The 22,284-nt window shown below is 72.4% G+C and carries 26 protein-coding genes and 1 riboswitch; of the genes, 14 read left to right on the top strand and 12 right to left on the bottom strand.

Going from position 1 to position 22,284, the window contains the following annotated elements; all coding sequences use genetic code 11:
• Positions 1 to 257: 257 nt before the first annotated feature.
• Positions 258 to 1,166, bottom strand: a complete 909-nt coding sequence (locus tag B0I31_RS30085; RefSeq protein ID WP_106618769.1) for an ABC transporter ATP-binding protein — start codon at positions 1,164 to 1,166, stop codon at positions 258 to 260.
• A gap of 111 nt (positions 1,167 to 1,277) precedes the next feature.
• On the opposite strand from B0I31_RS30085, the gene B0I31_RS30080 reads away from it, so the two are divergent.
• Entirely contained in the window at positions 1,278 to 2,384 is a 1,107-nt protein-coding gene (locus tag B0I31_RS30080) for a sensor histidine kinase (RefSeq protein WP_106618879.1), read from the top strand.
• Entirely contained in the window at positions 2,381 to 3,025 is a 645-nt protein-coding gene (locus B0I31_RS30075) for a response regulator (protein WP_106618768.1), read from the top strand. The genes B0I31_RS30080 and B0I31_RS30075 overlap by 4 nt, the downstream gene beginning before the upstream one ends.
• Positions 3,026 to 3,103: 78 nt before the next feature.
• Here the strand turns inward: B0I31_RS30075 and arc are convergent, their stop codons facing one another.
• Positions 3,104 to 4,903, bottom strand: a complete 1,800-nt coding sequence (gene arc, locus B0I31_RS30070; RefSeq protein ID WP_073896805.1) for a proteasome ATPase — start codon at positions 4,901 to 4,903, stop codon at positions 3,104 to 3,106.
• A 240-nt stretch (positions 4,904 to 5,143) separates the two neighbouring features.
• On the opposite strand from arc, the gene B0I31_RS30065 reads away from it, so the two are divergent.
• Entirely contained in the window at positions 5,144 to 5,944 is an 801-nt protein-coding gene (locus tag B0I31_RS30065) for an Rv0361 family membrane protein (protein WP_106618767.1), read from the top strand.
• Between the two features lie 69 nt (positions 5,945 to 6,013).
• Here B0I31_RS30065 and B0I31_RS30060 read toward each other — a convergent pair whose 3' ends face one another.
• Both B0I31_RS30060 and B0I31_RS30055 read right to left on the bottom strand, forming a co-directional pair.
• A complete protein-coding gene (locus tag B0I31_RS30060) occupies positions 6,014 to 6,841 on the bottom strand; it encodes a tRNA (adenine-N1)-methyltransferase (RefSeq protein ID WP_106618766.1) in 828 nt (275 codons plus the stop codon).
• A gap of 98 nt (positions 6,842 to 6,939) precedes the next feature.
• Positions 6,940 to 7,539, bottom strand: a complete 600-nt coding sequence (locus tag B0I31_RS30055; protein WP_106618765.1) for a hypothetical protein — start codon at positions 7,537 to 7,539, stop codon at positions 6,940 to 6,942.
• 99 nt (positions 7,540 to 7,638) lie between these two features.
• Here B0I31_RS30055 and B0I31_RS42730 point away from each other — a divergent pair, with 99 nt between their 5' ends.
• Together B0I31_RS42730 and B0I31_RS30045 are read left to right on the top strand one after the other, a co-directional pair.
• Positions 7,639 to 8,766: a sensor histidine kinase gene (locus B0I31_RS42730; protein WP_146173993.1), complete on the top strand. Its 1,128-nt coding sequence runs from the start codon at positions 7,639 to 7,641 to the stop codon at positions 8,764 to 8,766.
• Complete coding sequence (locus tag B0I31_RS30045; protein ID WP_106618763.1) at positions 8,763 to 9,437, top strand: response regulator; 675 nt, start codon at positions 8,763 to 8,765, stop codon at positions 9,435 to 9,437. Before B0I31_RS42730 ends, B0I31_RS30045 begins: the two co-directional genes overlap by 4 nt.
• Here B0I31_RS30045 and B0I31_RS30040 read toward each other — a convergent pair.
• The gene (locus B0I31_RS30040; RefSeq protein ID WP_106618762.1) at positions 9,412 to 10,542 is read right to left on the bottom strand and encodes a site-2 protease family protein; all 1,131 of its coding nucleotides are present in this window, start codon (positions 10,540 to 10,542) and stop codon (positions 9,412 to 9,414) included. The two genes, B0I31_RS30045 and B0I31_RS30040, sit on opposite strands and share 26 nt — an antisense overlap.
• Positions 10,543 to 10,584: 42 nt before the next feature.
• Entirely contained in the window at positions 10,585 to 11,298 is a 714-nt protein-coding gene (locus B0I31_RS30035; protein ID WP_106618878.1) for a TetR/AcrR family transcriptional regulator, read from the bottom strand.
• Positions 11,299 to 11,385: 87 nt separating this feature from the next.
• On the opposite strand from B0I31_RS30035, the gene B0I31_RS30030 reads away from it, so the two are divergent.
• Genes B0I31_RS30030 through B0I31_RS30015 form a run of 4 tightly spaced genes read left to right on the top strand, consistent with a single transcriptional unit; the run spans position 11,386 to position 14,915 of the window.
• A complete protein-coding gene (locus B0I31_RS30030) occupies positions 11,386 to 12,540 on the top strand; it encodes an FAD-dependent monooxygenase (RefSeq protein ID WP_106618761.1) in 1,155 nt (384 codons plus the stop codon).
• A gap of 54 nt (positions 12,541 to 12,594) precedes the next feature.
• On the top strand, positions 12,595 to 13,461 hold the full coding sequence (locus B0I31_RS30025) for a RecB family exonuclease (RefSeq protein WP_106618760.1): 867 nt from the start codon (positions 12,595 to 12,597) through the stop codon (positions 13,459 to 13,461).
• Between the two features lie 9 nt (positions 13,462 to 13,470).
• Complete coding sequence (locus B0I31_RS30020) at positions 13,471 to 14,244, top strand: thioesterase family protein (protein WP_106618759.1); 774 nt, start codon at positions 13,471 to 13,473, stop codon at positions 14,242 to 14,244.
• A 38-nt stretch (positions 14,245 to 14,282) separates the two neighbouring features.
• Positions 14,283 to 14,915 carry a phosphoribosyltransferase gene (locus tag B0I31_RS30015; protein ID WP_245950552.1) on the top strand — a complete coding sequence of 211 codons (633 nt, stop codon included), beginning with the start codon at positions 14,283 to 14,285 and terminating at the stop codon, positions 14,913 to 14,915.
• Here the strand turns inward: B0I31_RS30015 and B0I31_RS30010 are convergent.
• Genes B0I31_RS30010 through B0I31_RS30000 form a run of 3 tightly spaced genes read right to left on the bottom strand, consistent with a single transcriptional unit; the run spans position 14,900 to position 15,958 of the window.
• Positions 14,900 to 15,187, bottom strand: a complete 288-nt coding sequence (locus B0I31_RS30010; protein WP_106618758.1) for an antibiotic biosynthesis monooxygenase family protein — start codon at positions 15,185 to 15,187, stop codon at positions 14,900 to 14,902. The two genes, B0I31_RS30015 and B0I31_RS30010, sit on opposite strands and share 16 nt — an antisense overlap.
• Positions 15,184 to 15,447, bottom strand: a complete 264-nt coding sequence (locus tag B0I31_RS30005) for a phosphoribosyl-ATP diphosphatase (RefSeq protein WP_033434999.1) — start codon at positions 15,445 to 15,447, stop codon at positions 15,184 to 15,186. Before B0I31_RS30005 ends, B0I31_RS30010 begins: the two co-directional genes overlap by 4 nt.
• A 55-nt stretch (positions 15,448 to 15,502) precedes the next feature.
• Positions 15,503 to 15,958 carry a GNAT family N-acetyltransferase gene (locus B0I31_RS30000; protein WP_106618757.1) on the bottom strand — a complete coding sequence of 152 codons (456 nt, stop codon included), beginning with the start codon at positions 15,956 to 15,958 and terminating at the stop codon, positions 15,503 to 15,505.
• Between the two features lie 82 nt (positions 15,959 to 16,040).
• Between B0I31_RS30000 and B0I31_RS29995 the strand changes: the two genes are divergently transcribed.
• A complete protein-coding gene (locus tag B0I31_RS29995; RefSeq protein WP_106618756.1) occupies positions 16,041 to 17,216 on the top strand; it encodes a GNAT family N-acetyltransferase in 1,176 nt (391 codons plus the stop codon).
• A gap of 19 nt (positions 17,217 to 17,235) precedes the next feature.
• Here B0I31_RS29995 and B0I31_RS29990 read toward each other — a convergent pair whose 3' ends face one another.
• The gene (locus B0I31_RS29990) at positions 17,236 to 18,297 is read right to left on the bottom strand and encodes a LysE family translocator (protein WP_106618755.1); all 1,062 of its coding nucleotides are present in this window, start codon (positions 18,295 to 18,297) and stop codon (positions 17,236 to 17,238) included.
• An 18-nt stretch (positions 18,298 to 18,315) separates the two neighbouring features.
• Here B0I31_RS29990 and B0I31_RS29985 point away from each other — a divergent pair, with 18 nt between their 5' ends.
• The 3 genes from B0I31_RS29985 to B0I31_RS29975 all read left to right on the top strand — a co-directional run bounded on the left by B0I31_RS29985 (position 18,316) and on the right by B0I31_RS29975 (position 20,168).
• Complete coding sequence (locus B0I31_RS29985; RefSeq protein WP_106618754.1) at positions 18,316 to 18,966, top strand: (2Fe-2S)-binding protein; 651 nt, start codon at positions 18,316 to 18,318, stop codon at positions 18,964 to 18,966.
• 64 nt (positions 18,967 to 19,030) lie between these two features.
• A riboswitch (cobalamin riboswitch) is annotated at positions 19,031 to 19,206 on the top strand.
• 30 nt (positions 19,207 to 19,236) lie between these two features.
• Positions 19,237 to 19,422, top strand: coding sequence for a CbtB-domain containing protein (locus B0I31_RS29980; protein WP_106618753.1), 186 nt, complete (start codon positions 19,237 to 19,239; stop codon positions 19,420 to 19,422).
• 11 nt (positions 19,423 to 19,433) lie between these two features.
• The gene (locus B0I31_RS29975; protein WP_106618752.1) at positions 19,434 to 20,168 is read left to right on the top strand and encodes a CbtA family protein; all 735 of its coding nucleotides are present in this window, start codon (positions 19,434 to 19,436) and stop codon (positions 20,166 to 20,168) included.
• Here the strand turns inward: B0I31_RS29975 and B0I31_RS29970 are convergent, their stop codons facing one another.
• Both B0I31_RS29970 and B0I31_RS29965 read right to left on the bottom strand, forming a co-directional pair.
• Positions 20,169 to 20,831, bottom strand: coding sequence for an HAD family hydrolase (locus B0I31_RS29970; protein ID WP_106618751.1), 663 nt, complete (start codon positions 20,829 to 20,831; stop codon positions 20,169 to 20,171).
• Between the two features lie 19 nt (positions 20,832 to 20,850).
• A complete protein-coding gene (locus tag B0I31_RS29965; protein ID WP_342751514.1) occupies positions 20,851 to 21,276 on the bottom strand; it encodes a homocysteine S-methyltransferase family protein in 426 nt (141 codons plus the stop codon).
• A gap of 50 nt (positions 21,277 to 21,326) precedes the next feature.
• Here B0I31_RS29965 and B0I31_RS29960 point away from each other — a divergent pair, with 50 nt between their 5' ends.
• A complete protein-coding gene (locus tag B0I31_RS29960; RefSeq protein WP_073896843.1) occupies positions 21,327 to 22,223 on the top strand; it encodes a PAC2 family protein in 897 nt (298 codons plus the stop codon).
• Positions 22,224 to 22,284: the final 61 nt, after the last annotated feature.

Raw genomic sequence — 22,284 nt, 5'->3', positions numbered from 1 at the left:
GATCCGGTGGCCCGCCGCCGGGACGGCGATCTCCGGGGCGGCGGGCCCAGGCGAACGCCCCGGCACGGCGAGCACTTGGGCCGGCGGTACACGGCCGCCTCGGTCAGTTGCCGGTAGGTGCCCGCCGGTGACGCGAGGCGCCGAGCGGGACCGGTGGCGCGTGGTCAGGGCGGTGGTGGCGCGGGCGGTCGGGCCGGGGGCGGGTCGAGGTGAGGGTGTCGGTGCTCGCCAGGCGGCGGTCATCGGGCAGGCGGCGGTCATCGGGTCGGTTCCTTGGTGCGGTACTCGACGCTCTCCTCGGTCAGTTCGAGGTAGGCGTCCTCCAGGGAGGCGCTGCGCGGGGTCAGTTCGTGGATCGGGACGCGGTGGTGGGCTGCCAGGTCGGCGATGTCCGGTGCGTCCATGCCGTGCACCAGCAGGGCGCCCGACTCGGCGCGGGTGGTCGCGCCCGCGGTGGTCAGCAGGGTGATGAGGGCGTCCGGCGAGGGTGTCCGGACCAGGACGTCCTTCTTGAACTTCTCCTGGAGGTCCCGCATGGACGCCTCCAGGATCAGCTTGCCCCGGCCGATGACGATCACCCGGTCGGCGGTCAGGGCCATCTCGCTCATCAGGTGGCTGGACACCAGCACGGTGCGGCCCTCGGCGGCCAGGCCGCGCATCAGGTGCCTGATCCAGCGGATGCCCTCCGGGTCCAGGCCGTTCACCGGCTCGTCGAACAGCAGCACGCCGGGGTCGCCGAGCAGGGCCGCCGCGACTCCCAGGCGCTGCTTCATGCCCAGCGACAGCGACCCCACCCGTCTCTTCGCCACGCCGGCCAGGCCGACCTGCTCCAGGGTCGCGACCACCCGGCTGTCCTTGATGCCGTTGCTCCTGGCGAGCACGCGGAGGTGGTCGTAGGCCGAACGGCCGCCGTGCACCGCGCCGGCGTCGAGCAGGGCGCCGACGTGGTGCATGGGCCGCCGGATCCCCGCGTAACGGCGACCGTCGACGAGGGCCTCGCCGCTGGTCGGCCGGTCCAGGCCGAGGATCGCCCGCATGGTGGTGGACTTGCCCGCGCCGTTGGGGCCGAGGAAGCCCGCGACATAGCCGGGTTTCACCTCGAACGAGAGGCCGTCCACAGCCCTCGTGGCGCGGTAGCGCTTGGTCAGTTCCCGCACTTCGATCATGGGGAGGAGCTTGCCGGGGTGGGGCGCGGGGCGGATCGGACCGGAGTCTGCGATTTCAGGTCGGACCGTGGTCCGACGCCACCGCCCGTCCCGCCGATTACCGTGCCGACCGTGACGTCACGAGTCCTGCGGATGCTGCCGACGGCCTACCTGTACGCGCTGGACGTGGCCACCGCCGTGCTGCTGGTCCTGGTGTACCTGGACTTCGCCCGGCTGAACCACGTGCCGCCGTGGCTCGGGTACCCGGTGGCGGTGCTGGTCGGCGCACCGCTGGCGCTGCGCCGCAAGCGCCCCCTGCTCACGCTCGGGATCGTGCTCACGGCGCAGAACGTCGCCACGATCACCCACATCACGCTGGAGCCCTACAGCGCCACGGCGTTCGCGATGTACATGGTGGCTTCGGCCTGCTCACAGCGGGTGGCGGTGGGCGCGCTGGCCGCCGCCCTCGGCTCGGCCTGGGTCGTGGTGCTCTTCAGCGAGGAGTGGCCCGAATCGGGCGGGCTGTGCGTGTTCCTGGCGCTGGTGGTGTGCGCCGCCTGGGCGCTGGGGCGCACCACCCGGTTCCGCCGGTCCCACGAAGCCCGCGAGGCCGCCGAGGCGTCGGCGAAGGCCGTCGCCGAGGAGCGCATGCGGATCGCCCGCGAGCTGCACGACGTCGTCGCGCACAGCCTGAGCCTGATCACGGTCAAGGCCGGTGTCGCCGCCCACGTGGCTCCGACGCAGCCCGAGCAGGCCCAGGAGGCGCTGGAGGTGATCGAGAGGGCGTCCCGCGGCACCCTGGTCGAGATGCGGCGGCTGCTGGGCGTGCTGCGGTCGGAGGACGAGGAAGCCGAGCTGGCACCCATGCCCGGTATGGGCGACTTGCCCGAACTGGTGAAGCGGGCGTCGCTGGCCGGGGTGGACGTGTCGCTGTCGGTGTCCGGTGAGCTGCCGGACGGGCTGGGGCTGACGGTGTACCGGATCGTGCAGGAGTCGGTCACCAACGTGGTCAAGCACGCCGCACCGGCCGCCTGCGAGGTGTCGATCGTCGTCGGGGATGCTTCGGTCGAGGTCCGCGTGGTCGACGACGGGCCGGGGGAACGGGTGTTGGCCGGCCGTCGCGGAGGGCACGGGTTGATCGGGATGCGGGAACGGGTGGCGGTCTACGGCGGGACGTTCTCGGCGGGCCCGCTGGCCGGTGGCGGGTTCGCGGTGCGTGCCGAGGTGCCGCTGTCGTGATCGACGTGGTGGTCGTGGACGACCAGGCGCTGCTGCGCGGCAGCTTCCGGGTGCTCGTGGACTCGGCGCCGGACCTCAGGGTGGTCGGCGAGGCCGGTGACGGCGCCGAGGCGGTGGCCGTGGTGCGGGCGACGTCGCCGGACGTGGTGCTGATGGACGTCCGGATGCCGAACGTGGACGGGATCGCGGCCACCCGCGAGATCAGCTCGTTCGCCGCGGCCCGGGTGTTGATCCTGACCACGTTCGACCTGGACGAGTACGTCTACTCGGCGTTGCGGGCGGGCGCGAGCGGGTTCCTGCTCAAGGACACTCCCCCGGCCGACCTGCTGGCCGCGATCCGCGTGGTGGCCGCCGGCGACGCCCTGCTGTCACCGTCCGTGACGCGGCGGCTGGTCGCCGAGTTCACCCGCCTGCCCACACCCCGCTCGATCCGCCTCGACGGAATCACCGAGCGTGAGCAGGACGTGCTGCTGCTGATCGCCCGCGGGTTGTCCAACACCGAGATCATGCGCGACCTGCACCTCTCGGCCGGCACGGTGAAGACCCACATCGGCCGCCTGCTGCACAAGCTCCGGGCGCGCGACCGGGCACAGCTCGTGATCGCCGCCTACGAGTCCGGCCTGGTCACCGCCCGCTCCTGACCCCCGACACGCGGAAAGCCCGCCCGGCGCGTCGACCGGGCGGGCTCTCCAGGCGGGTTACCGACTGGCAGTGCGGTCTTACAGGTACTGACCGGTGTTCGTGGCCGTGTCGATGGCCCGACCCGACTCCTGGTTCTTGCCGGTCACGAGCGTGCGGATGTAGACGATCCGCTCGCCCTTCTTGCCCGAGATCCTGGCCCAGTCGTCCGGGTTGGTCGTGTTGGGCAGGTCCTCGTTCTCGGCGAACTCGTCCACGATCGCGTCCAGCAGGTGGCGCACCGACAAGCCCGGCTGCTTGGTGTCCAGCAGGCTCTTGATGGCCGCCTTCTTCGCGCGGTCGACGATGTTCTGGATCATCGCGCCGGAGTTGAAGTCCCGGAAGTACAGGACCTCCTTGTCACCGTTGGCGTAGGTGACCTCCAGGAAGCGGTTCTCCTCGGACTCCTCGTACATCCGCTCGACCGTGTGCTGCACCATGCCGTCGATGCAGGCCACCGGGTCGCCGCCGAACTCGGCCAGGTCGTCGGCGTGGATCGGCAGGTCGGGCGTGAGGTACTTGTTGAAGATGTCCTTCGCGCCCTCGGCGTCCGGACGCTCGATCTTGATCTTCACGTCGAGCCGGCCCGGCCGCAGGATCGCCGGGTCGATCATGTCCTCCCGGTTGGAGGCGCCGATCACGATCACGTTCTCCAGGCCCTCGACGCCGTCGATCTCGCTGAGGAGCTGGGGCACGATCGTGGTCTCGACGTCGGACGACACGCCGCTGCCGCGGGTGCGGAAGATCGAGTCCATCTCGTCGAAGAACACGATCACCGGGGTGCCCTCGGAGGCCTTCTCACGGGCCCGCTGGAAGATCAGCCGGATGTGCCGCTCGGTCTCGCCCACGAACTTGTTGAGCAGCTCGGGGCCCTTGATGTTGAGGAAGTAGCTCTTGGCTTCGCGGTGGTCCTCGCCACGGGCGGCGTGGACCTGCTTGGCCAGGGAGTTCGCCACCGCTTTCGCGATGAGCGTCTTCCCGCAGCCGGGAGGGCCGTACAGCAGCACGCCCTTGGGCGGGCGCAGCTTGTACTCGCGGAACAGGTCGGCGTGCAGGAACGGCAGTTCGACGGCGTCACGGATCTGCTCGATCTGCCGGTAGAGGCCACCGATGTCCTCGTACCGGACGTCGGGCACCTCCTCCAGCACCAGGTCCTCGACCTCGGCCTTCGGCACGCGCTCGTAGGCGAAGCCGGCCTTCGAGTCGACCAGCAGGGAGTCGCCCGCCTTCAGCGGCGAGTCCATCAGCGGCTGCGCGAGCCAGACGACCCGCTCCTCGTCGGCGTGACCCACGACCAGGGCACGGCCGATCGAGCTGTCGGCGGTCTCGGACTGCAACACCTCGCGCAGCGTGCAGACCTCGCCGGTGCGCTCGAAGTCGCCGCCCTCGACCACGGTCAACGCCTCGTTCAGGCGCACCGACTGGCCCAGGACCAGCGACGACGTCTCCACCGCCGGTGAGACCGAGACCCGCATGCGACGGCCGGAGGTGAACACGTCCACCGTGCCGTCGTCGAACCTGGCCAGGAACACGCCGTAGCCGCTGGGCGGCTGCGCGAGGCGGTCCACTTCCTCGCGCAGCGCGAGCAGCTGGCTCCGCGCTTCTCGAAGGGTGTCGATGAGCTTCGTGTTGCGCTCGGTCAGTTGGCTGACGCGCTCCGTCGCCTCCGCCAACCGCTGCTCCAGCAGGCGGACGTGTCGTGGGGATTCCGTCAACTTGCGGCGCAGCAACGCGATCTCGTCCTCCAGGAACCTGATCTGCGCTGTCAGCTCACCAGAGTTGTTGCCCTTGTTCAGCTCGCCACCCTCATCGGGCTGGCTGCCGGGATGACCGTGCTGCATGTCGGCACCCTCCTCCCGTGTTCGTACGACAACGGTACCGGCGATCACCGACAAAAGCCGCCACCCAGCGGGTTCCCGGGCGTCGTGTGATCACACAAACCGCCCGCTCGGCCGGATCAACTGCTCCATACCGGTGTCTGCCGGAACCTCCTACCCGCTACCGTGCGTCCCATAACGAGTCCCACGCGCGTAGTCCGGGCAGTGTCCACTGCCACCAGCGGAAAGTTCTAGGAGAACGTGATGTCCGTCCCGCCGCAGCAGCCGGGTCCCTACGGTCAGCAGCCGGGTCAATTTGGCCAGCAACCAGGCCAATTCGGCCAGCAACCGGGGTACGGCCAGCAGCCCGGCGGGTACCCGCCGCCCGGCCAGGGCTTCCCACAGGGTGGGCAGCAGCCCGGCTACGGGACGCCTCCGGGCGGCTACCCGCAGCAGGGCCAGCCCGGCCCCGGCCAGCAGCCGTACGGCCAACCCGGCCAGTTCAACCAGCCCGGTTACGGCCAACCGGGTGGTTTCGGTGGCGACCCCTACGGCGCGCCGCCGAAGAAGAGCCCCCTGCCGTGGATCCTGGGCGGCGTCGGTGCCGTGGTCGTGATCGCGGTCGTGGTCGTGCTGGTCATCACCATGGGTGGTGGCGGCAACAGCTCGCCCAAGGACGCCGCCGACAGCTACGTCGCCGCCGTCAACTCCCGCGACTTCGACAAGCTCAAGACGCTGACCTGCACCGAGAAGCACGGCACGATCGACGACATCAAGAAGGCGACCGATCCGGGCGCCTTCGCCGCCGAGCTCGAGAAGGAGCTCGAGGACCTGCCTCCGGAGTTCAAGAAGCAGGTCGAGGAGGCCCAGAAGGCGGCGAAGGACATCAAGGTCAACCTGACCCTCGACAAGGTCGAGGAGAAGAGCGACACGGAGGCCACCGCCACCATCTCGGTGAAGTTCTCGGGCGTGCCCGACAGCATGAAGGAGTTCGTCAAGGACGACACCGACACGCTGCCGTTCAAGAAGACCGACGACGGCTGGGTCGCCTGCCCGACCGCGTGACCGACCCCGTTCGACGCGAAACGGCCCCGCACACCTCGTGCGGGGCCGTTTTAGCTGGTCAAGCCTTGGTCAGCCCTTGGACGGACGGCGCTGCGGCCGGGGCGGGGTGACACCGTCCGCCAGCCTGCGGGTGGTCAGCAGGAACGCGGTGTGCCCGATCATCCGGTGCTCCGGCCGCACGGCCAGGCCCACCACGTGCCACGGCCGCACGAGGGTCTCCCACGCGTGCGGCTCGGTCCAGTGCTGCTGCTCCCGGATCGCCTCGGTCACCTTCGACAGCTGCGTCGTGGTCGCCACGTACACGACCAGCACGCCGCCCGGGATGAGGCTGCGCGACACCGCGGGCAGGACGTCCCAAGGCGCGAGCATGTCCAGCACGACCCGGTCGACCTCGCCCTCGTGCCCGGCCACGTCACCCACCGTCAACGACCAGTTGCCCGGCCGCTCGCCGAAGAACTGCTCGACGTTGCGGATGGCGTGGTCGGCGTGGTCTTGGCGCACCTCGTACGACGTCACGCTGCCCTTCTCGCCGACCGCGCGCAGCAACGAGCAGGTCAGCGCACCCGAACCGGCGCCCGCCTCCAGCACCCGCGCGCCGGGGAACACGTCGCCGTACATGACAATCTGGGCGGCGTCCTTGGGGTAGATCACCTGGGCGCCGCGCGGCATGGACAGCACGTAGTCCGACAGCAGGGGCCGCAGCGCCAGGAACGACGTGCCGCCGACCGAGACGACCACGGACCCCTCGGGCTGCCCGATCAGCTTGTCGTGCGGCAACGCGCCGCGGTGCGTGTGGTACTCCTTGCCCGGTTCGAGCACGATCGTGTAGTGCCGTCCCTTCGGGTCGGTCAACTGCACCCGGTCTCCCGGCTGGAACGGACCACTGGCGGTGCTCACCGCGGCGAACCTCCTGCTAAAACGCGTGTCAACAGCGCACGATGGTCGCACGGAGGCCGCACACGGCCCGTAGCGGCCCACCAGCCGACCGCACGCGTTCACTCGCCCTTGTCGCCGACCTTCTCCCTGGTCCGACCGCTCAGGCCGCCCTTCGCCAGCTCGGTGACCGTGTGGTACACCGGCCAGCCCACCAGCCAGATCCCGCCGACGAGCGTCATGCCCGTCATCTGCCCCCACAGCGCCTGTGTGCGCTCCGGGGTGCCCACCACGTACATGAGGAACAGCATCACCGAGCACGCGATCGCCCACGCCACCGCGAACTTGCCCCACTCGCGCCACTCGTGGCGGACCTTCGCCGGGCCGTGCTTCGGCGGCTTCACCGGCGGCGGGCCACCGGCGAACCGGTGCGCGACCCGCTGGTCGGCCCACCGCAGCATGCTGTGCCCGAACGCCACGCTCACGCCCAGGTAGATCGCGGCGAGCCCGTGCACGCTGGTGGCCTCACCGCCCGACCTCAGGTCGAAGACGGTGGCCACGAGCAGCACCACGTCCACCACGGGGGTGCAGACCAGCAGCACGGCGCCCAGCCTGGGCATCCGCAGCACGTACCGGGCCAGCAGCCCCGCGCCCAGCACCACCCAGAACCCGATCTCGCACGCGACGATGAGGACGACCAACGGTTCAACCACGATCACCATGCTGCCGTCCCCGTGCCCGCCGCGCGTCGGCGGGGAGACCGACCTCGCGTCATCAGTTCGTAGGACGCCCCACGCCCGGCGCTGTGCTGTGATGACGGGGTGGAGCTGCGCCCCAAACGCCGAGACGTGCTGGTCGCGGTGGCCTTCTTCACCGCGGGGCTGCTGGTCCACCGCCTCGGCCTGGACGAGATGATGGGCGGCCGGGACGGGTACGGGCAGGCGGGCCTCGGCACGCGGTTGGCGTTGCTCGCCGTGGCGTGCGCCGGCCAGGCGTTCCGCCACCGGGCGCCGGTGGTCGCGGTGAGCGTGGCCGGCGCGGCCACGGCGGTGGACCTGTACTTCGGCTTGAGCGCGCCGATGATGATGGTCTGCATCGACGTGCTGTTCGTGGCGACGCTGGACGGTTCGCGCCGGCTGCACCGGGTGCTCATGGGCGTGGTGGCCGTCACGACGGTCGGCAGCACGGCGGCGGTGGCGGCGACGGGCGACTGGCGGCAGTCGTTCTACACCGGGTTGCTGGTGTTCTCGCTGCTCGTGGTGCCCGTGTGGTGGGCGACAAACGTGCGCAGGCACCGGGAGAGCGCCGAGCAGGTCGCGCACATCGCCGAGCTGGACCGGCGGGCCGCGGTGAACGCCGAGCGCAACCGGATGGCCCGCGACCTGCACGACGTGGTGGCCGGGCACATGTCCGCGATCGCGATCCAGTCCGAGGCCGTGCTGTCGCTGCGCTCGGGCGACCCGGAGACCGCGCGGACGGTGCTCAAGTCGGTGCGCGAGAACAGCGTGCGCGCGTTGGCCGAGATGCGGACGATGATCGACGTGCTGCGGGCCGACGAGCCGGTGGACGAGCCGGTGGCGGTGCGGCTGGCGGACGTGGGCAGGCTGGTCGACTCGGCCGCCGCGGCCGGGCTCGACGTGGAGTTCCAGGGCGCGGACCTGGGCGAACTGCCGGTGGGCGTGGACGTCGCGGCGTACCGGATCGTGCAGGAGGCGCTGACCAACGCGGTGAAGCACGCACCGGGTGCGCACGCGTCGGTGGCGCTCGAACGGCAGGTCAGGCGGTTGGTGGTGGTCGTGCGCAACGACGTGGTGGACGGTTCGCGCGGCGCCGGGACGGGAACGGGGTTGGTGAGCATGGCCGAACGCGCGCACCTGGTCGGCGGGGTGTTCTCCGCGGGCCGCGACGGCGACGGCAACTGGGTCGTGCGGGCGGAGTTCCCGCTGTGATCCGGGTGGTGGTGGCCGACGACCACGCGGCGATCCGGGCCGGGCTGGTGATGATCCTCGGTGACGCGGACGGCGTCGAGGTGGTGGGCGAGGCGGCGGACGGCGCGGAGGCGGTGCGGCTGGCGAAGCGGCTGGAGCCGGACGTGGTGCTGATGGACATCCGGATGCCCGGCGTGGACGGCATCGAGGCGACCAGGCAGCTCAGCGGCGTGTGCGAGGTGCTCGTGCTGACCACGTTCGACCTGGACGAGTACGTGCGCGGCGCGTTGCGGGCCGGTGCGGCGGGGTTCCTGCTGAAGTCCGTGGAGTCGTCCGCGCTGGTGGACGCGGTGCGGCAGGTCGCGGCCGGTGACGGTGTGCTGGCGCCGAGCGTGACGCGGCGGGTGATGCGGGAGTTCGCCTCATCGGTGCCGCGATCACGCCCGGCCGGGTTGGACACGTTGACCGAGCGTGAGGTGGAGGTGCTGCACTGCCTCGGCGAAGGGCTGTCGAATCACCAGATCGGGCGAAAGCTGCACATCGGTGAGACGACGGTGAAGACGCACGTGTCGCGGGTGCTGACGAAGCTGGACCTGCGGTCGCGGGTGCAGGCGGCGATCCTGGCGCAGGAGGCGGGCCTGCTGGACGGGCTCGGCGACGACCAGGTCAGCGGCGGTCCAGCGCGGCCTTGAGGTCTTCGCGGCGCAGCACGCCCGCGGGCCGTCCTTCGAGGTCGACGACCAGGTACTCCCAGGCGGCGGTGCCGTGCACGCGTTCGACCACCTCGGCGCCGGTCTCGTTCTCCAGCAGCACGGTCTCCGGCCGGATCGGCACCGCGGCCTGCTCGGCGGGCGCGTGCGGCGAGGTGCTGGCCAGCCGGCGTGCCATCTCGCGGTCGAGCAGGCCCGCCGCGACGCCGTCCGCGCGGACCAGGACCACACCCCGGCCGGCGGACGCGGTGAGCGCGCCCGACACCGGGCTCTCGGCGGGCAGTTGGAGCACGGGCCGGACGAGTTCGCCCAGCGTGAGGCCGTCCGGCCAGGTGCTGCGGCGTTCGGCGGTGAACTCGCCGCGCGCGCCCGCCAGCACGAACCACGCGGTCAGCAGGCACACGCCGAAGCGGAGCCAGCGGTCCTCGGCGCCGTCGAGCACGCCCCAGACGGCCCAGACGACGAGCAGCGCGGCCACCACGCCGCCACCGATCACGGCGGCCTTCGTGCCCGCCGCACGGCGGCCCGTGACGGCCCAGACGCCCGCGCGCAGGATCCGGCCGCCGTCCAGCGGCAGGCCCGGGAGCAGGTTGAACACCGCGACGGCGGCGTTGGCGAACGCGGTCTGGGCGATCAGCAGCCAGACCGCGTCGGGCTGCGGGATGGCGGACGCGGCCAGCGCGAACACGCCCGCGAGCACGATGGAGACGATCGGCCCGGCGACGGCGATGGCGCCCTCGTGGCCGGGTCGGGTCGGCGTGCGCATCACCTCGGACACGCCGCCGAGCAGGAACAGGCGCAGCCGCCGCACGGGCAGGCCGAGGCGCAGGGCGACCAGGCTGTGGCCGAGTTCGTGGGCCAGCACCGAGAGGCCGAGGAAGATCGCGAACGTGGCGGCGAGCAGCACGCCGGTGAGGCCGCCGGTGCCGGGCGCGATGCTGCCGACCAGCGGCGCGTAGAGCACCACGATGGCCGCCGAGCCCAGCCACCACGAGGGCGCGAGCAGCACCGGTATCCCGGCCGCGCGGAACAGCGGCAGCCCGCCGTCCCGGCCGACTTGCCGTCGCCAACTCCCCGTCGTCGCCACGTGCCGAGCCTAGGCGGCCGGGTGTATCAGGGCTGTGTTGGATCAGGGCCGTGTCGGACGGGACCGGTCGCCGATCCTGGCGCGCAGGCCGTCGAGGATGAGGTCGAGGCCGAAGCCGAGGGCCTCGTCCTCGCCGCCACCGGCGGCCTCCGCCAGCGCGGCCTTCGTCGCCGGGTAGCGGTCGCCCCGCCCGCGCACGACCTCGGCCAGGATCGCGCCGAACTGCGTCCCGGCGTCGCCGCCCGGTGTGGTCGCCGACTGCAGGGCGATGTTGCGCACGTGCCCGGCGAGCACGGCCAGCACGTCCATCCGCTCGGCGCCGCCCAGGCCGGTGCCGTCGAGCAGGGCCAGCGCGGCTTCCATCCAGGCCAGCTCGTTGGGTCCGACCACGCGCGGGCCCGTGGTGGCTTCCAGCACCCACGGGTGCCGCACGAAGCCGGGTAGCAGGGCCAACGCCCACGCGCGCAGCCGCTCGCACCGGTCGGCGCCGGTCAACTCGGCGGGCGGCGTGCCCATCGCCAGGTCGGCCATGAGCGCGACCAGCTCGGCCTTGCCCGGCACGTAGCGGTACAGCGACATCTTCGTGAAGCCGAGGTCGGCGGCGACCCGTTGCATCGACACGGCGGCGAGGCCTTCGGCGTCCGCGATGGCGATGCCGGCGCGGGCGATGAGGTCGTGGGTGAGCGCGGGCTTGGGGCCGCGGCGCGGGCCGGGACGGTCGCCCCACAGCAGGTCGAGGCTGCCCGTCAGGTCCATCGCCACCCCCGGTGTTGCCGTCGCGGAAAAACTGTGTCTACCATACACAAATAGAACTGCTTCCAATGGACACAGTTTGGAGCGGACATGGCGGGCAAGCGGGTACTGATCTCCGGCGCGAGCGTGGCGGGCCCCGCGCTGGCCTACTGGCTGGCGCGCCACGGCTTCGAGCCGACCGTGGTCGAGATCGCGCCGGCGCTGCGCGGTGGCGGCGCGGCGGTGGACTTCCGCGGCGAGACCCACCTGACCGTGCTGGAGCGGATGGGCGTGCTGGACCGGCTGCGCGAGCTCCAGACCGGTGGCAGCCCGATGACGTTCGTCGACGAACGCGGCCGGACCCTGCTGCACCTGCCGGCGGACTTCGCGGGCGGTGACGTCGAAGTGCTGCGCGGAGACCTCGCACGAGTGCTCTACGAGCACGGCGGAGACGATGTGGAGTACGTCTTCGGTGACTCCGTCGCCGGGCTGACCGAGACGCCCGACTGCGTCGACATCACGTTCTCCTCGGGGGCGCGGCGGACGTTCGACCTGGTCATCGGCGCGGACGGCATCCACTCGAAGGTGCGCGCCCTGGTCTTCGGGCCGGAGGAGCGGTTCGTCAGCCACCTCGGGTACTACGTCGCGAGCTGGGAGCTGCCCGCGGAGTTCGACGGCGCGCCGGTGAGCCACAACGCGCCGGGGAAGCTCGTGTCCTTCGGCGACCGGGGCGCGTTCGTGGTCTTCAAGTCGCCCATCCTGGACTACGACCGGCGTGATGTGGCCGCGCAGCGGCGGCTGCTGGTCGAGGCGTTCGACGGGATGGGGTGGGAGACGCCCCGGCTGCTGGCGACCTTGGCGCACACGTCCGAGCTGTACTTCGACTCGATCAGCCGGGTGGACGTCCGGCCCTGGTCACGGGGTCGCGTCGCGCTGGTCGGGGACGCGGCCTGCGGAGCGACCATCGGCGGGATGGGCACGGGCACCGCCGTCGTCGGCGCGTACGTGCTGGCGGGCGAACTGGCCGCGGACGGCGACCACGAGGCGGCGTTCCGGCGTTACGAGGACCGGATGCGCGACTACGCGCGGCGGTGCCAGAAGGGCGGCGACCGCACGGGCAGGTTCCTGGCCCCCGCGAGCGCGCTCGGTCTGCGTGCGCGCAACGGCCTGCTGGGCAACCGGTTCCTGCTCGCCATGATGCTCAAGGCGGGCAAGGACATCACGAACAAGATCGACCTGCCGGACTACGCGCGCGCCGCCGCCTGAGACCCCGCGGTTCGAACCCGATCTTGTCGGGGGGTTGGCCTAGGGTGTCGTCCCATGGCAGTGCCGACGATCACCGAGCGCCCTGTTCGCAGGCCAGCGCTGTCGCCCTCGCGCGCGGGCGACTTCAAGCAGTGCCCGCTGCTCTACCGCTTCCGCGCCGTCGACCGGCTGCCCGAGAAGCCGACCAGGGCGCAGGTGCGCGGCACGGTGGTGCACGCGGTGCTGGAGGACCTGTTCGGGCTGCCCGCCGCCGAACGGCTGCCGGAGGCGGCGCGGGCGCTGGTCGGCCCGGCGTGGGAACGGGTGCGGGCCGAGCGGCCGGAGTTCGCCGAGCTGTTCGCCGAGGGCGATCCCGAGCAGGAGCAGTGGCTGGCGTCGGCGGAGGAGCTGCTGGACGGCTACTTCGGGCTGGAGGACCCGCGCCGGTTCGACGCCGACGCCCGTGAGCTGCTGGTGGAGTGGGAGCTGCCCTCCGGGGTGCTGCTGCGCGGGTACATCGACCGCGTGGACGTGGCGCCGACCGGCGAGATCCGGGTGGTCGACTACAAGACCGGCGCCGCGCCCCGCGAGGTCGGCGAGGCCAAGGCGTTGTTCCAGATGAAGTTCTACGCGCTGGTGCTGTGGCGGCTGCGCGGTGTGGTGCCGCGCCAGCTGCGGCTGATGTACCTGGCCGACCGGCAGGCGTTGGCCTACCAGCCGGACGAGGCGGAGCTGGCCCGGTTCGAGCGCACGCTGGAGGCGATCTGGGACGCGATCCTGCGCGCGGCGAAGTCGGGTGACTTCCGGCCGAACCCGAGCAGGCTGTGCGACTACTGCGACCACAAGGCGTTGTGCCCGGCGTTCGACGGCACGCCGCCGCCGTACCCGGGCTGGCCGGAGCCGGACGCCGGGGTGGAGACCGTGCTGGACCGGGCGGACTGACGAGGGTTCATGGACGCGTTCTACGAGTTGCTGGACGAAGACAGGGTCGTCGCCACCGGGCACACCACCGGGCCGTGGGGCAACGGCAGCCAGCACCTGGGCCCGCCGTCCGCGCTGCTGGTGCGGGCGTTGGAGCGCTGCGCGCCGCGGCCCGAGGCAGTGCTGTCCCGGGTGGTGTTCGAGGTGCTGGGCCCGGTGCCGGTGGCGGAGCTGACCGTGACCGCGTCGGTGCTCCGGCCGGGGCGCTCGGTGGAGCTGCTGACGGCCGAGCTGGCGCACGAGGGCCGTCCGGTGCTGCGGGCGAACGCGTGGCGGATCGTGGCGGGCGACACGGCCGCGGTGGCGTCGGGCGAGGGCGAAGGGCTCGTCCCGCCGTCGGAGTGCGAGCCGATGGCGGTCCCCGAGCACTGGCAAGGCGGCTACCTGGCCGCCATGGAGTGGCGTTCGGTGGCCGGCGGCATCTTCGCGCCCGGTGACGCGGTGGTGTGGGCACGGGCGCAGGTGCGCGTGGTGGCCGGTGAGGAGCCGAGCGCGGCGCAGCGCCTGTTCACCGTGGCGGACTCGGCGAGCGGCGTGTCCAGCCGGCTGGACATCCGCACGTGGTACGCGATCAACACCGACCTGACCGTGCACCTGCACCGGGAGCCGGTCGGCGAGTGGTTCGCCCTGGACGCGCGGACGGTGATCGGGCCGTCCGGCGTCGGCGTGGCGAGCAGCGTGCTGCACGACGAGCAGGGGCCCGTGGGGCGCAGCGCACAGTCGTTGTACGTGCGGGAACGCTGACGGTCGCAGCCGGCGCGGGAGGCGCGCACCATGGAGGGGTGAGGTTCGCGGACCGCTTCGACGCCGGCCGGGTGCTCGCCCGGGCGCTGGCCGACGAGTCGTGGACCGATCCCCTGGTGCTCGGCCTGGCGCGCGGCGGCGTGCCGGTGGCGTTCGAGGTCGCCTCGGCGCTCGGCGGTGAGCTGGCGGTGGCGGTCTCGCGGAAGATCGGCGCGCCCGGTCACCCCGAGTACGGCATCGGCGCGGTCACCGCGGAGGGCGAGCCGATCTTCGACGACGACGCCCTGCGCGTGCTCGGCCTGACCCGCGAGGACCTGGCCGAGGCGTGCGAGGCCGAACGGCGGGAGGCTCGGCGGCGGCTGGAGCTGTACCGGGACGGCCCGGTGCGGCTCGACGGCCGTGACGTGCTGGTCGTGGACGACGGCCTGGCCACCGGCGTCACGGCCCGCGCCGCGCTGCGGGAAGCCCGGGCGCAGCACCCCCGGCGGCTGGTGCTCGCGGTGCCGGTGGGCGCGGCGGACTCCGTGCGCGCCCTCCGAGCGGACGCCGACCTGGTCGTGTGCCCCCACCCGCGGACGGACTTCCGGGCGGTCGGCCGGTTCTACGGGCACTTCGACCAGACGACCGACGACCAGGTGGTCGAACTGCTGCGCGGTCAGACCGCGCGGTAGTGCTCGACGGTCGGGAACGGGTCGTAGAAGTGGTGCAGCAGCGCCTTCCACCGCGGGTACAGCGGCCCCTGCCGGAAGCCGACCGTGTGGTCCTCCAGCCGTTCCCACTCCACCAGCAGCAGGTAGCGGGACGGGTGCTCGACCGACCGCCGCAGGTCGAGCGAGACGAACCCGGGCGACCCGGCGATGACCTCCCGGGCCTGCTCGAACGCCCGCTCGAAGTCCGCTTCCAGGCCGGGGCGGACGTCGAGCGCGGCGACTTCCAGGATCACAGGTGCTTGTAGACGTCTTCGAGGGTGAGGCCGCGGCCGAGCATCAGCACCTGCACCCGGTACAGCAGCTGGGAGACCTCTTCGGCCAGGCGCTCGTCGGACTCGTGCTCCGCGGCGATCCAGACCTCGCCCGCCTCCTCCAGCACCTTCTTGCCCTGCGCGTGCACCCCGGCCTCCAGAGCCGCGGCGGTGGCGGAGCCCTCAGGGCGGGTGCGTGCGCGTTCGCTCAGCTCGGCGAACAGCTCGTCGAAGGTCTTCACGGGTTCTGATCCTCCCATCCCCCGAACGGCCGCAGGCACCCAGGCCCCGCGGGGATCAGATCCCGTAGTGCGGGCTGGTGAAGGGCCACGCCTCGCCGATCCACCTCGGCACGAACGCGTCCAGCGCGCGCTCCAGGTCGGTGCCCACGTGCGCGTCCACGACCCACCACGAGATCTGCGCGTCGTCGGTGCGCTCGGGGTCCTCGACCGGGTCGATGTAGACGCAGCCGAGCAGCTCGGTCTCGTCGGCGTTGAACAGGGCGTAGTTGAACGACTCGTGCGCGTCCTGCTCGCGTTCGTGCCGGGCCAGGTCGACGCGGTCGTGCTCGTGGGTCATGTCGGCGGGCGGCCAGCCCCACTTCTCGCCGTACAGCGACCACAGCCGCTCCTGTGAACCCATCACGGCGGGGTAGTCGATGTCCACATCGGACTCGCGGATGGGCCGCAGGTGGTGTTCGGCGTCGAGCGCGACGCGGGTCGGGTGGGCGTAGTCAGCGGGCAGCCAGGGCATGCGCGGATTCTGCGCGGGCGGTACCCCGACCGCCAGCGAAAAACCGATGGCGCGACTTCGGCCACACCGTGACACTGCACCGATGACCGATGGGCTGGTGCTGCGGACCGCGCGCCCGGACGACCTCGACCAGATCGGGGCGCTGCTGGTCGAGCGGGGTGAGCCGGCCGACGCCGTCGACCACCGCCTGGTGGTCGAGGACCCGGACGCGGGCTGGGAGTCGTGCGCGGTCGTCGTGGACGGCGACAAGGTCGTGTCCACCGCGACCCTGCTGGACGAGACGCTGGTGCTCGACGGGGTGGAGATCCCGGCGGGCCAGGTGGAACTGGTCGCCACCGACCGCGCCTACGAGGGTCGCGGGCTGGTGCGGGCGCTGATGGGGTGGGCGCACGAACGGTCCGCCGCACGCGGCCACCTGGTGAACGTGATGCTCGGCATCCCGTACTTCTACCGCCAGTTCGGCTACACGTACGCGATCCCGATCTCGGCCACCCGACCGGTCACGGGCCGTCCCGAGGGCGCCGGGCACGCGGTGCGCGAGGCGGGCGTCGAGGACATCCCGGTGATGGCCCGGCTCCAGGACGCCGAGCAGGCGCGGGCCGACCTGCGGATGCCGCACTCCCCCGGCCTGTGGCGGTGGCTCGTGGCGCGGGACGGCAGCACGGAGTGGCTGGTGGAGCGGGACGGCGTGCCGGTCGCCACGGGTCGCACCACGCCGCCGGAGGAGGGCGTGCGGCTGGCGGAGGCGGCGGCCGTGGACGAGGCGGCGGCGCACGCGCTGCTCGCGTTGACCGGGGCCACCGAGGTGACTGAGCGGCCGGGGTCGGTGGCGGGTGGGGCGTTGGAGCCGTTCCTCGGGCCCGCGCCGGAGGAGGCGAACTCGCACTACGTGCGGATCGGCGACCCGGTGGCGTTGCTGGAGCACCTGCGGCCGGTGTTCGGCCGGCGGTTGGTGGACGGCGGTTTCGGCGACCGGGAGGGCGAGGCGGTCGTGTCGTTCTACCGGTCGCACGTGCGGCTGCCGTTCAAGGCGGGCGAGGTCGGGCCGGTCGTGGTCGGCGGGACGATGCAGGCGCCGGGCGCGGCGGGCGGTGCCGGCGTGGCGCCGGACGTGCTGGCGTCGCTGCTGTTCGGCCCGCACGGGATCAAGGGCCTGACCGCGCGGTTCCCGGACGTGTACCCGGGGCCCAACGCCGACTTGATGTACGCGCTGTTCCCGCCGGTGCGCAGCGACATGATGACGTTCTACCTGGCCTGACGCAGTTCTGGGACCGGGGCTAGCCGCCGTGCGGGTAACCCGCGAACTCGACGCCCATCGCCACGCCGGCGAGCACCAGCAGCGCTCCGGCAACGGTGAGTGCGCGGCGGTAGCCGGTGTCGCCGAGATGCCGGCGTCCGCGGGCGACGAGCACGGCGATCACGACCTTGCCGCCGACCAGGGTCAGGTAGAAGCCGATCAGCAACGCCGCGCCCGCGCCCGCCGACGCGCGCCACGTGGTGATGGTGAGGGGTCCGAGCGCGGTCGCCCACGCGATCCACGGGTGCGGGCTGAGCAGGTTCACCAGCACCGCTCGACGCAGGGCGAGCGCTCCGGCGGCCTTCGAGGAGCCGGAATTGTCGTACCCCGCCGGTAGAATCGAGTTCAGGGTTCCCCTGGGCGGCGACCCCTGCGAAGCATGGATCGCGGGCAACGGGTCCGGCCCCGGTGAGGCGTCGGCTCCGGGCCGGGTGTCGGTGCGAGGTCGTGGGTCGGCGCCAGGCGGCGTGTCAGTGCGAGGTCGGGTGTCGGCGCCGGGCGGACTGCCGGCGCCAGCCCGAGCGTCGGCGCTGGGTCGGGTGTCGGTACCAGGCAAAGCGGCGGCGCTGGGCTGAGTGCCGGCGCCAGGCGCAGCGTCGGTGTCGGGTGAGGCGGCGGGCTCGGGTGAGGGGTCGGATTCCGGCGAGGCGGCGAGTTTGGGCGAGGCGGATTCCGGCGCACTGGCGGGTTCGGGCGAGGTGGGTTCGGGCGAGGCGGTGGGCTTGGGCGAGGGTGGGTCGGGTGTTGAGGAGTGGTCGGTCAGGGATGCCGACCGGGCCTCCCGGACGGTCTGCACGCCGCTCCACACCACGAACACCGCGCCCACGACGCCGAGCACGCCCAGCGCCCGCGCGGGCAGGCGGTCGAGCAGGAGCAGGGTCACCGCGACCACCGCGGCGTCCGACAGCAGCGGTGCGCAGGCGGTCAGCGCGCCGGACTTCCAGCCCGAGCGCAGCGCCGACGTCACCACCAGCACCAACAGCGGGCCGGGGCTGATGCTCGCGGCCAGGCCGAGGGCCAGGCCCAACCCCAGTGCGTCCACGGCGGCAGACTAGGTCACGTGTCCGAGTTCGCCCGAGTCCTGGCCACCCTGCGGCAGATCCGCGGCCTCAGCCCGTTCTTCGCCCTCGACGTCGGCCGGCCCGACGACGACTGGCACGACGGTGAGGCCCTGTCGCACGGCCCCGCCCTGCCCGACGCCCTCGACCGGATCGGCGCCCGCTACCGCACCGCCGAACGGCGGGTCGCCGCGTCGCTGTTCTTCCTCGGCTACACGGCTCGGCTGCTGAGCCCGGTGGTCGCCGCACGCGCGGTCGGCGGGGTCGCGCCGGATGTCCGCCCGGCCAACGTGTGGTGGCGGTACAGCCCGGAAGGCCTCCAGGTCCGCCTGAAGGATCCGCTGGCGGGCGTCGGCATCGCCGAGTCGCTGGAGCCGGTGGTGGAGGCGGTGCACGCGGTCACGCCGGTGGCACGCGGCCTGCTGTGGGGCAACGCGGGATCGTCCGTCGCGGGCGCGCTGCGCACGATCAGCCGCAGCGGCGTCGACTGCGGGGCGTTGGCCGACGAACTGTTCGCCGACCCGCCGCTGAAGGGCACGGGCGAGTTCATCCCGTTCCCCGGCGAGGTGGTGTTCCGGCGGCGCAGCTGCTGCCTGTACTACCGGCTCGACGGCGGCGGCACGTGCGGCGACTGCCCGTTGACGCCCCGCTGAGCCCCTCCGGCGTGAGGTGCACGACAACTCGTCTGGTCGGTTGTGCCCCGACCACGATCGACTCTACGGTTCGCAACGCCGCAGTGGACGGGAAGCCGGTGTGAATCCGGCGCGGTCCTCGCCACTGTGACCGGGGAGCCAACCCGCCGAGAACGTCACTGGTCGCGTGGAGCGGCTGGGAAGACGCGGGGACGGCGTCGATCCGGGAGTCAGGAGACCGGCTGCGGCACGTGTTGTTGTTGACCTTCCACGAGGTATGGAGGAGGCGTCATGACGAGCCCCGCGCACCACCTTTCCGTCCCCATCCCCAAGTGGGCCTACGCCGTCGCACTGGTCGCGTTGAGCGTGACCTGGCTGGTCCTGCAGGAGAACGGCATCGCGCTCGGCCACGCCGCCGAGACCGTGCACGAGTTCTTCCACGACGGGCGCCACGCGCTCGGCGTCCCGTGCCACTAGGCCGGGCCGACATGCCGACGTACAAGGGTCTGCTGGCGCGCGGTGTCGGCGCCGGCGCGGTGTCCGGGCTGCTCGCGGGCCTGGTCGGCGTGCTGGTCGTCGAGGCGCCGATCCGGGCGGCGCTGGCCGTCGAACAGGCACGGCCCGCGGAGCCCGGCGCGGGTCACGGGCACGGCGAGCTGTTCAGCCGCGGCACGCAGGTGGTCGGCGGTGTGCTCGCCGCGGTGGTGGTGGGTGTGGCCGTCGGCGCGTTGTTCGCCACCGCGTACGCGGGGTCGCGGCGCTGGTTCGTGTCCAAGGCGCCGTTCGTGCGGGCGGTGTCGCTGTCGGCGGCGGCGTTCAGCGCGGCGGCGTTGCTGCCCGCGGTGAAGTACCCGGCCAACCCGCCCGGGGTGGGTGCCGCGGACACGGTGGAGTACCGCACGGTGCTCTACCTGGGGCTGATCGCGGCCGGGTTGCTGGTCGCGGTCGGCGCGAGCCACCTGGCTTCCCGGTTGGGCGGGCTGACGCCGCCGGTCCGCGCCACCGCCGTGGCTGCGGCCGTGCTGGCGGCGGTGGTCGTGCTGCTCGTCGCGTTCCCGGAGACGCCGGACGTCGTGCCGTCCGACGTGCCGGGTGGCGTGCTGTGGGAGTTCCGGCTGGCCTCGCTCGCCGAGACGGCCACGCTGTGGCTCGGTCTCGGCGTCGTGTTCGGCCTGCTGGTCGACCCGGCGACACGTCGCGCGAAGCGGGTGTCCGCGGTCTAGTCAGCGGTCCAGCAGCAGGGTGAGCGTCCCGAGTCCCACCCCGACCAGGGAGTCGCGGAACACGCGGCGCTCGCCCTGCTCCACCGGCACGTCGCACGGCACGACCAGCACCGTGCAGCCGGCGGCCACGGCGGAGGCCACGCCGGTCGGCGAGTCCTCGACCGCGACGCACCGGGTCGGGTCGACGCCGAGCAGCCGGGCGGCCTTCAGGTACGGGTCGGGCAGCGGCTTGTTGCGGCGGTCGACCTCGTCACCGCACACCGTGACGTCGAACAGGTCCCGGCCGATGGTGTCCAGCGCGACCTCGGTCAGCCGCCGTTCGGTCGAGGTGACCAGCGCCATCGGCACACCGGAGTCCCGCACCGCGCGCAGCGCCTCGGCCGCGCCCGGCCGCCACGGCAGGCCGGCCCGGAACAGCTCCTCGGTGCGCCGGGTGATCCACGCCGCGCCGTCGGCGAGGTCGGCGTCGGTCGGCTCGACCCCCGCTTCGGCGAACAGCAGCCCCATGGTCCGGGCCGTGCTGGAGCCCACCAGCGCCTGCCTCGTCGCGAGCGACAGCGTGCCGCCCAGTTTCTCCACGAACTCGTTGAGCGGGATGTCCCACAGCTTCTCGGAGTCCAGCAGCGTGCCGTCCATGTCCCACAGCACAGCCTCGACCGTCATCTACGACATCCCTCGTTGATCATGAGTTGGAGTACTTCGCCACTGCTCGGGGTTGGTTCGAGCATCTCCACGACCTTGGTCCGACGTGCTCGGCGGTCGCGCCGCGGCAGCCGGCGTCCTCGTCGGCCTCTATCACGTGCGAGTTCGGCACCCCGACGTGACAACTCGACGATCTTCTCGGGGATTCCGTGCCGGCCGGGTTCGCCAGGTCGGCCCCGAAGGTGTCGGTCTCCACGGCGTCCGCGCCGGCTTCGAGGGAACCTCGGCGCACCTGGTGCACGACGTCCGGCCTGGTCACGTTCGGAATCTCGGGGCGACCGTCGTGACCTGCGAAATCGTCCAGGGTCAGGTCGGCGGGCCGGAGCGTGGTGCCCATCGCACCGTCCGCGACGAGGACGCGGTCGGCGGGCGCGCCGGGGAGAGGCGGCGTGACACGATCCGACATGCGCCAAGCCTACGGCGTCGGGTGTGCGGCAGTGGTCGTAGTCTGGCCGCGTGACCGATCCGGACCAGGCCGCCCAGACCCCCTTCGACCCCAGCAAACCGCTCACCAACCCGATCATGGTGGCGGCGTTCGAGGGGTGGAACGATGCTGGCGACGCCGCCAGCACGGCGATCGAACACCTGCAACTCACGTGGGACGCGACGCCGTTGGCGGAGATCGATCCGGACGACTACTACGACTTCCAGGTGACTCGGCCCACAGTCCGACTGGTGGACGGCGTCACCCGACGGGTTGAATTCCCGACGACCCGCTTGTCGGTGTGCCGCCCGCCCGGGTCGTCCACCGACGTGGTGCTCGTGCACGGGATCGAGCCGAACATGCGGTGGCGGAAGTTCGCCTCCGAGCTGCTGGGGCACATCGAGGACCTGGGCGTGACGACGGTGGTCACGCTGGGTGCGCTGCTGATGGACACGCCGCACACCCGGCCGGTGCCCGTGACGGGGACGGCGTACGACGAGGCGGCGGCGGCGAAGTACGGGCTGGAGCGGTCGCGGTACGAGGGGCCGACCGGGATCGTCGGCGTGTTCCAGGACCTGTGCGTGCAGGCGGGCGTGCCCGCGATCTCGTTCTGGGCGGCCGTGCCGCACTACGTCTCCCAGCCGCCCTCGCCGAAGGCGACGCTCGCCCTGCTGCACCGGGTGGAGGAGGTGCTGGACGTCGAGGTGCCGCTCGGTGCCCTGCCGGAGCAGGCCGAGGAGTGGGAGCGCACGGTCAGCGAGATGGCCGACGAGGACGAGGACGTGCGCAATTACGTGCGGGCGCTGGAGGAGCGCGGCGACGCGGAGATCCAGATCACCGAGGCCAGCGGTGACGCGATCGCCGCCGAGTTCGAGCGCTACCTGCGCCGGCGCGGCCGGGGTCCGGGCCGGGGTCCGACTGGCATGTGAGCCCCGGTCGGCCGGGCCACCGGCTCCGTGCAGGCCGCCGGGCGGACGTCGGCGCCGCTTC

Source organism: Saccharothrix carnea, assembly GCF_003014735.1.
Lineage (GTDB): Bacteria > Actinomycetota > Actinomycetes > Mycobacteriales > Pseudonocardiaceae > Actinosynnema > Actinosynnema carneum.
The sequence above is the reverse complement of the archived record's forward strand: the minus strand, read 5'-3'. Positions and strand labels throughout refer to the sequence as shown.

Bases quoted from the DNA above. Each gene is read 5' to 3' on its own strand.
- B0I31_RS30085 (WP_106618769.1), bottom strand. From the start codon at position 1,166: ATGATCGAAGTGCGGGAACTGACCAAGCGCTACCGCGCCACGAGGGCT.
- arc (WP_073896805.1), bottom strand. From the start codon at position 4,903: ATGCAGCACGGTCATCCCGGCAGCCAGCCCGATGAGGGTGGCGAGCTG.
- B0I31_RS30065 (WP_106618767.1), top strand. From the start codon at position 5,144: ATGTCCGTCCCGCCGCAGCAGCCGGGTCCCTACGGTCAGCAGCCGGGT.
- B0I31_RS30055 (WP_106618765.1), bottom strand. From the start codon at position 7,539: ATGGTGATCGTGGTTGAACCGTTGGTCGTCCTCATCGTCGCGTGCGAG.
- B0I31_RS30035 (WP_106618878.1), bottom strand. From the start codon at position 11,298: ATGGACCTGACGGGCAGCCTCGACCTGCTGTGGGGCGACCGTCCCGGC.
- B0I31_RS30030 (WP_106618761.1), top strand. From the start codon at position 11,386: ATGGCGGGCAAGCGGGTACTGATCTCCGGCGCGAGCGTGGCGGGCCCC.
- B0I31_RS30025 (WP_106618760.1), top strand. From the start codon at position 12,595: ATGGCAGTGCCGACGATCACCGAGCGCCCTGTTCGCAGGCCAGCGCTG.
- B0I31_RS30020 (WP_106618759.1), top strand. From the start codon at position 13,471: ATGGACGCGTTCTACGAGTTGCTGGACGAAGACAGGGTCGTCGCCACC.
- B0I31_RS30000 (WP_106618757.1), bottom strand. From the start codon at position 15,958: ATGCCCTGGCTGCCCGCTGACTACGCCCACCCGACCCGCGTCGCGCTC.
- B0I31_RS29995 (WP_106618756.1), top strand. From the start codon at position 16,041: ATGACCGATGGGCTGGTGCTGCGGACCGCGCGCCCGGACGACCTCGAC.
- B0I31_RS29980 (WP_106618753.1), top strand. From the start codon at position 19,237: ATGACGAGCCCCGCGCACCACCTTTCCGTCCCCATCCCCAAGTGGGCC.
- B0I31_RS29975 (WP_106618752.1), top strand. From the start codon at position 19,434: ATGCCGACGTACAAGGGTCTGCTGGCGCGCGGTGTCGGCGCCGGCGCG.
- B0I31_RS29970 (WP_106618751.1), bottom strand. From the start codon at position 20,831: ATGACGGTCGAGGCTGTGCTGTGGGACATGGACGGCACGCTGCTGGAC.
- B0I31_RS29965 (WP_342751514.1), bottom strand. From the start codon at position 21,276: ATGTCGGATCGTGTCACGCCGCCTCTCCCCGGCGCGCCCGCCGACCGC.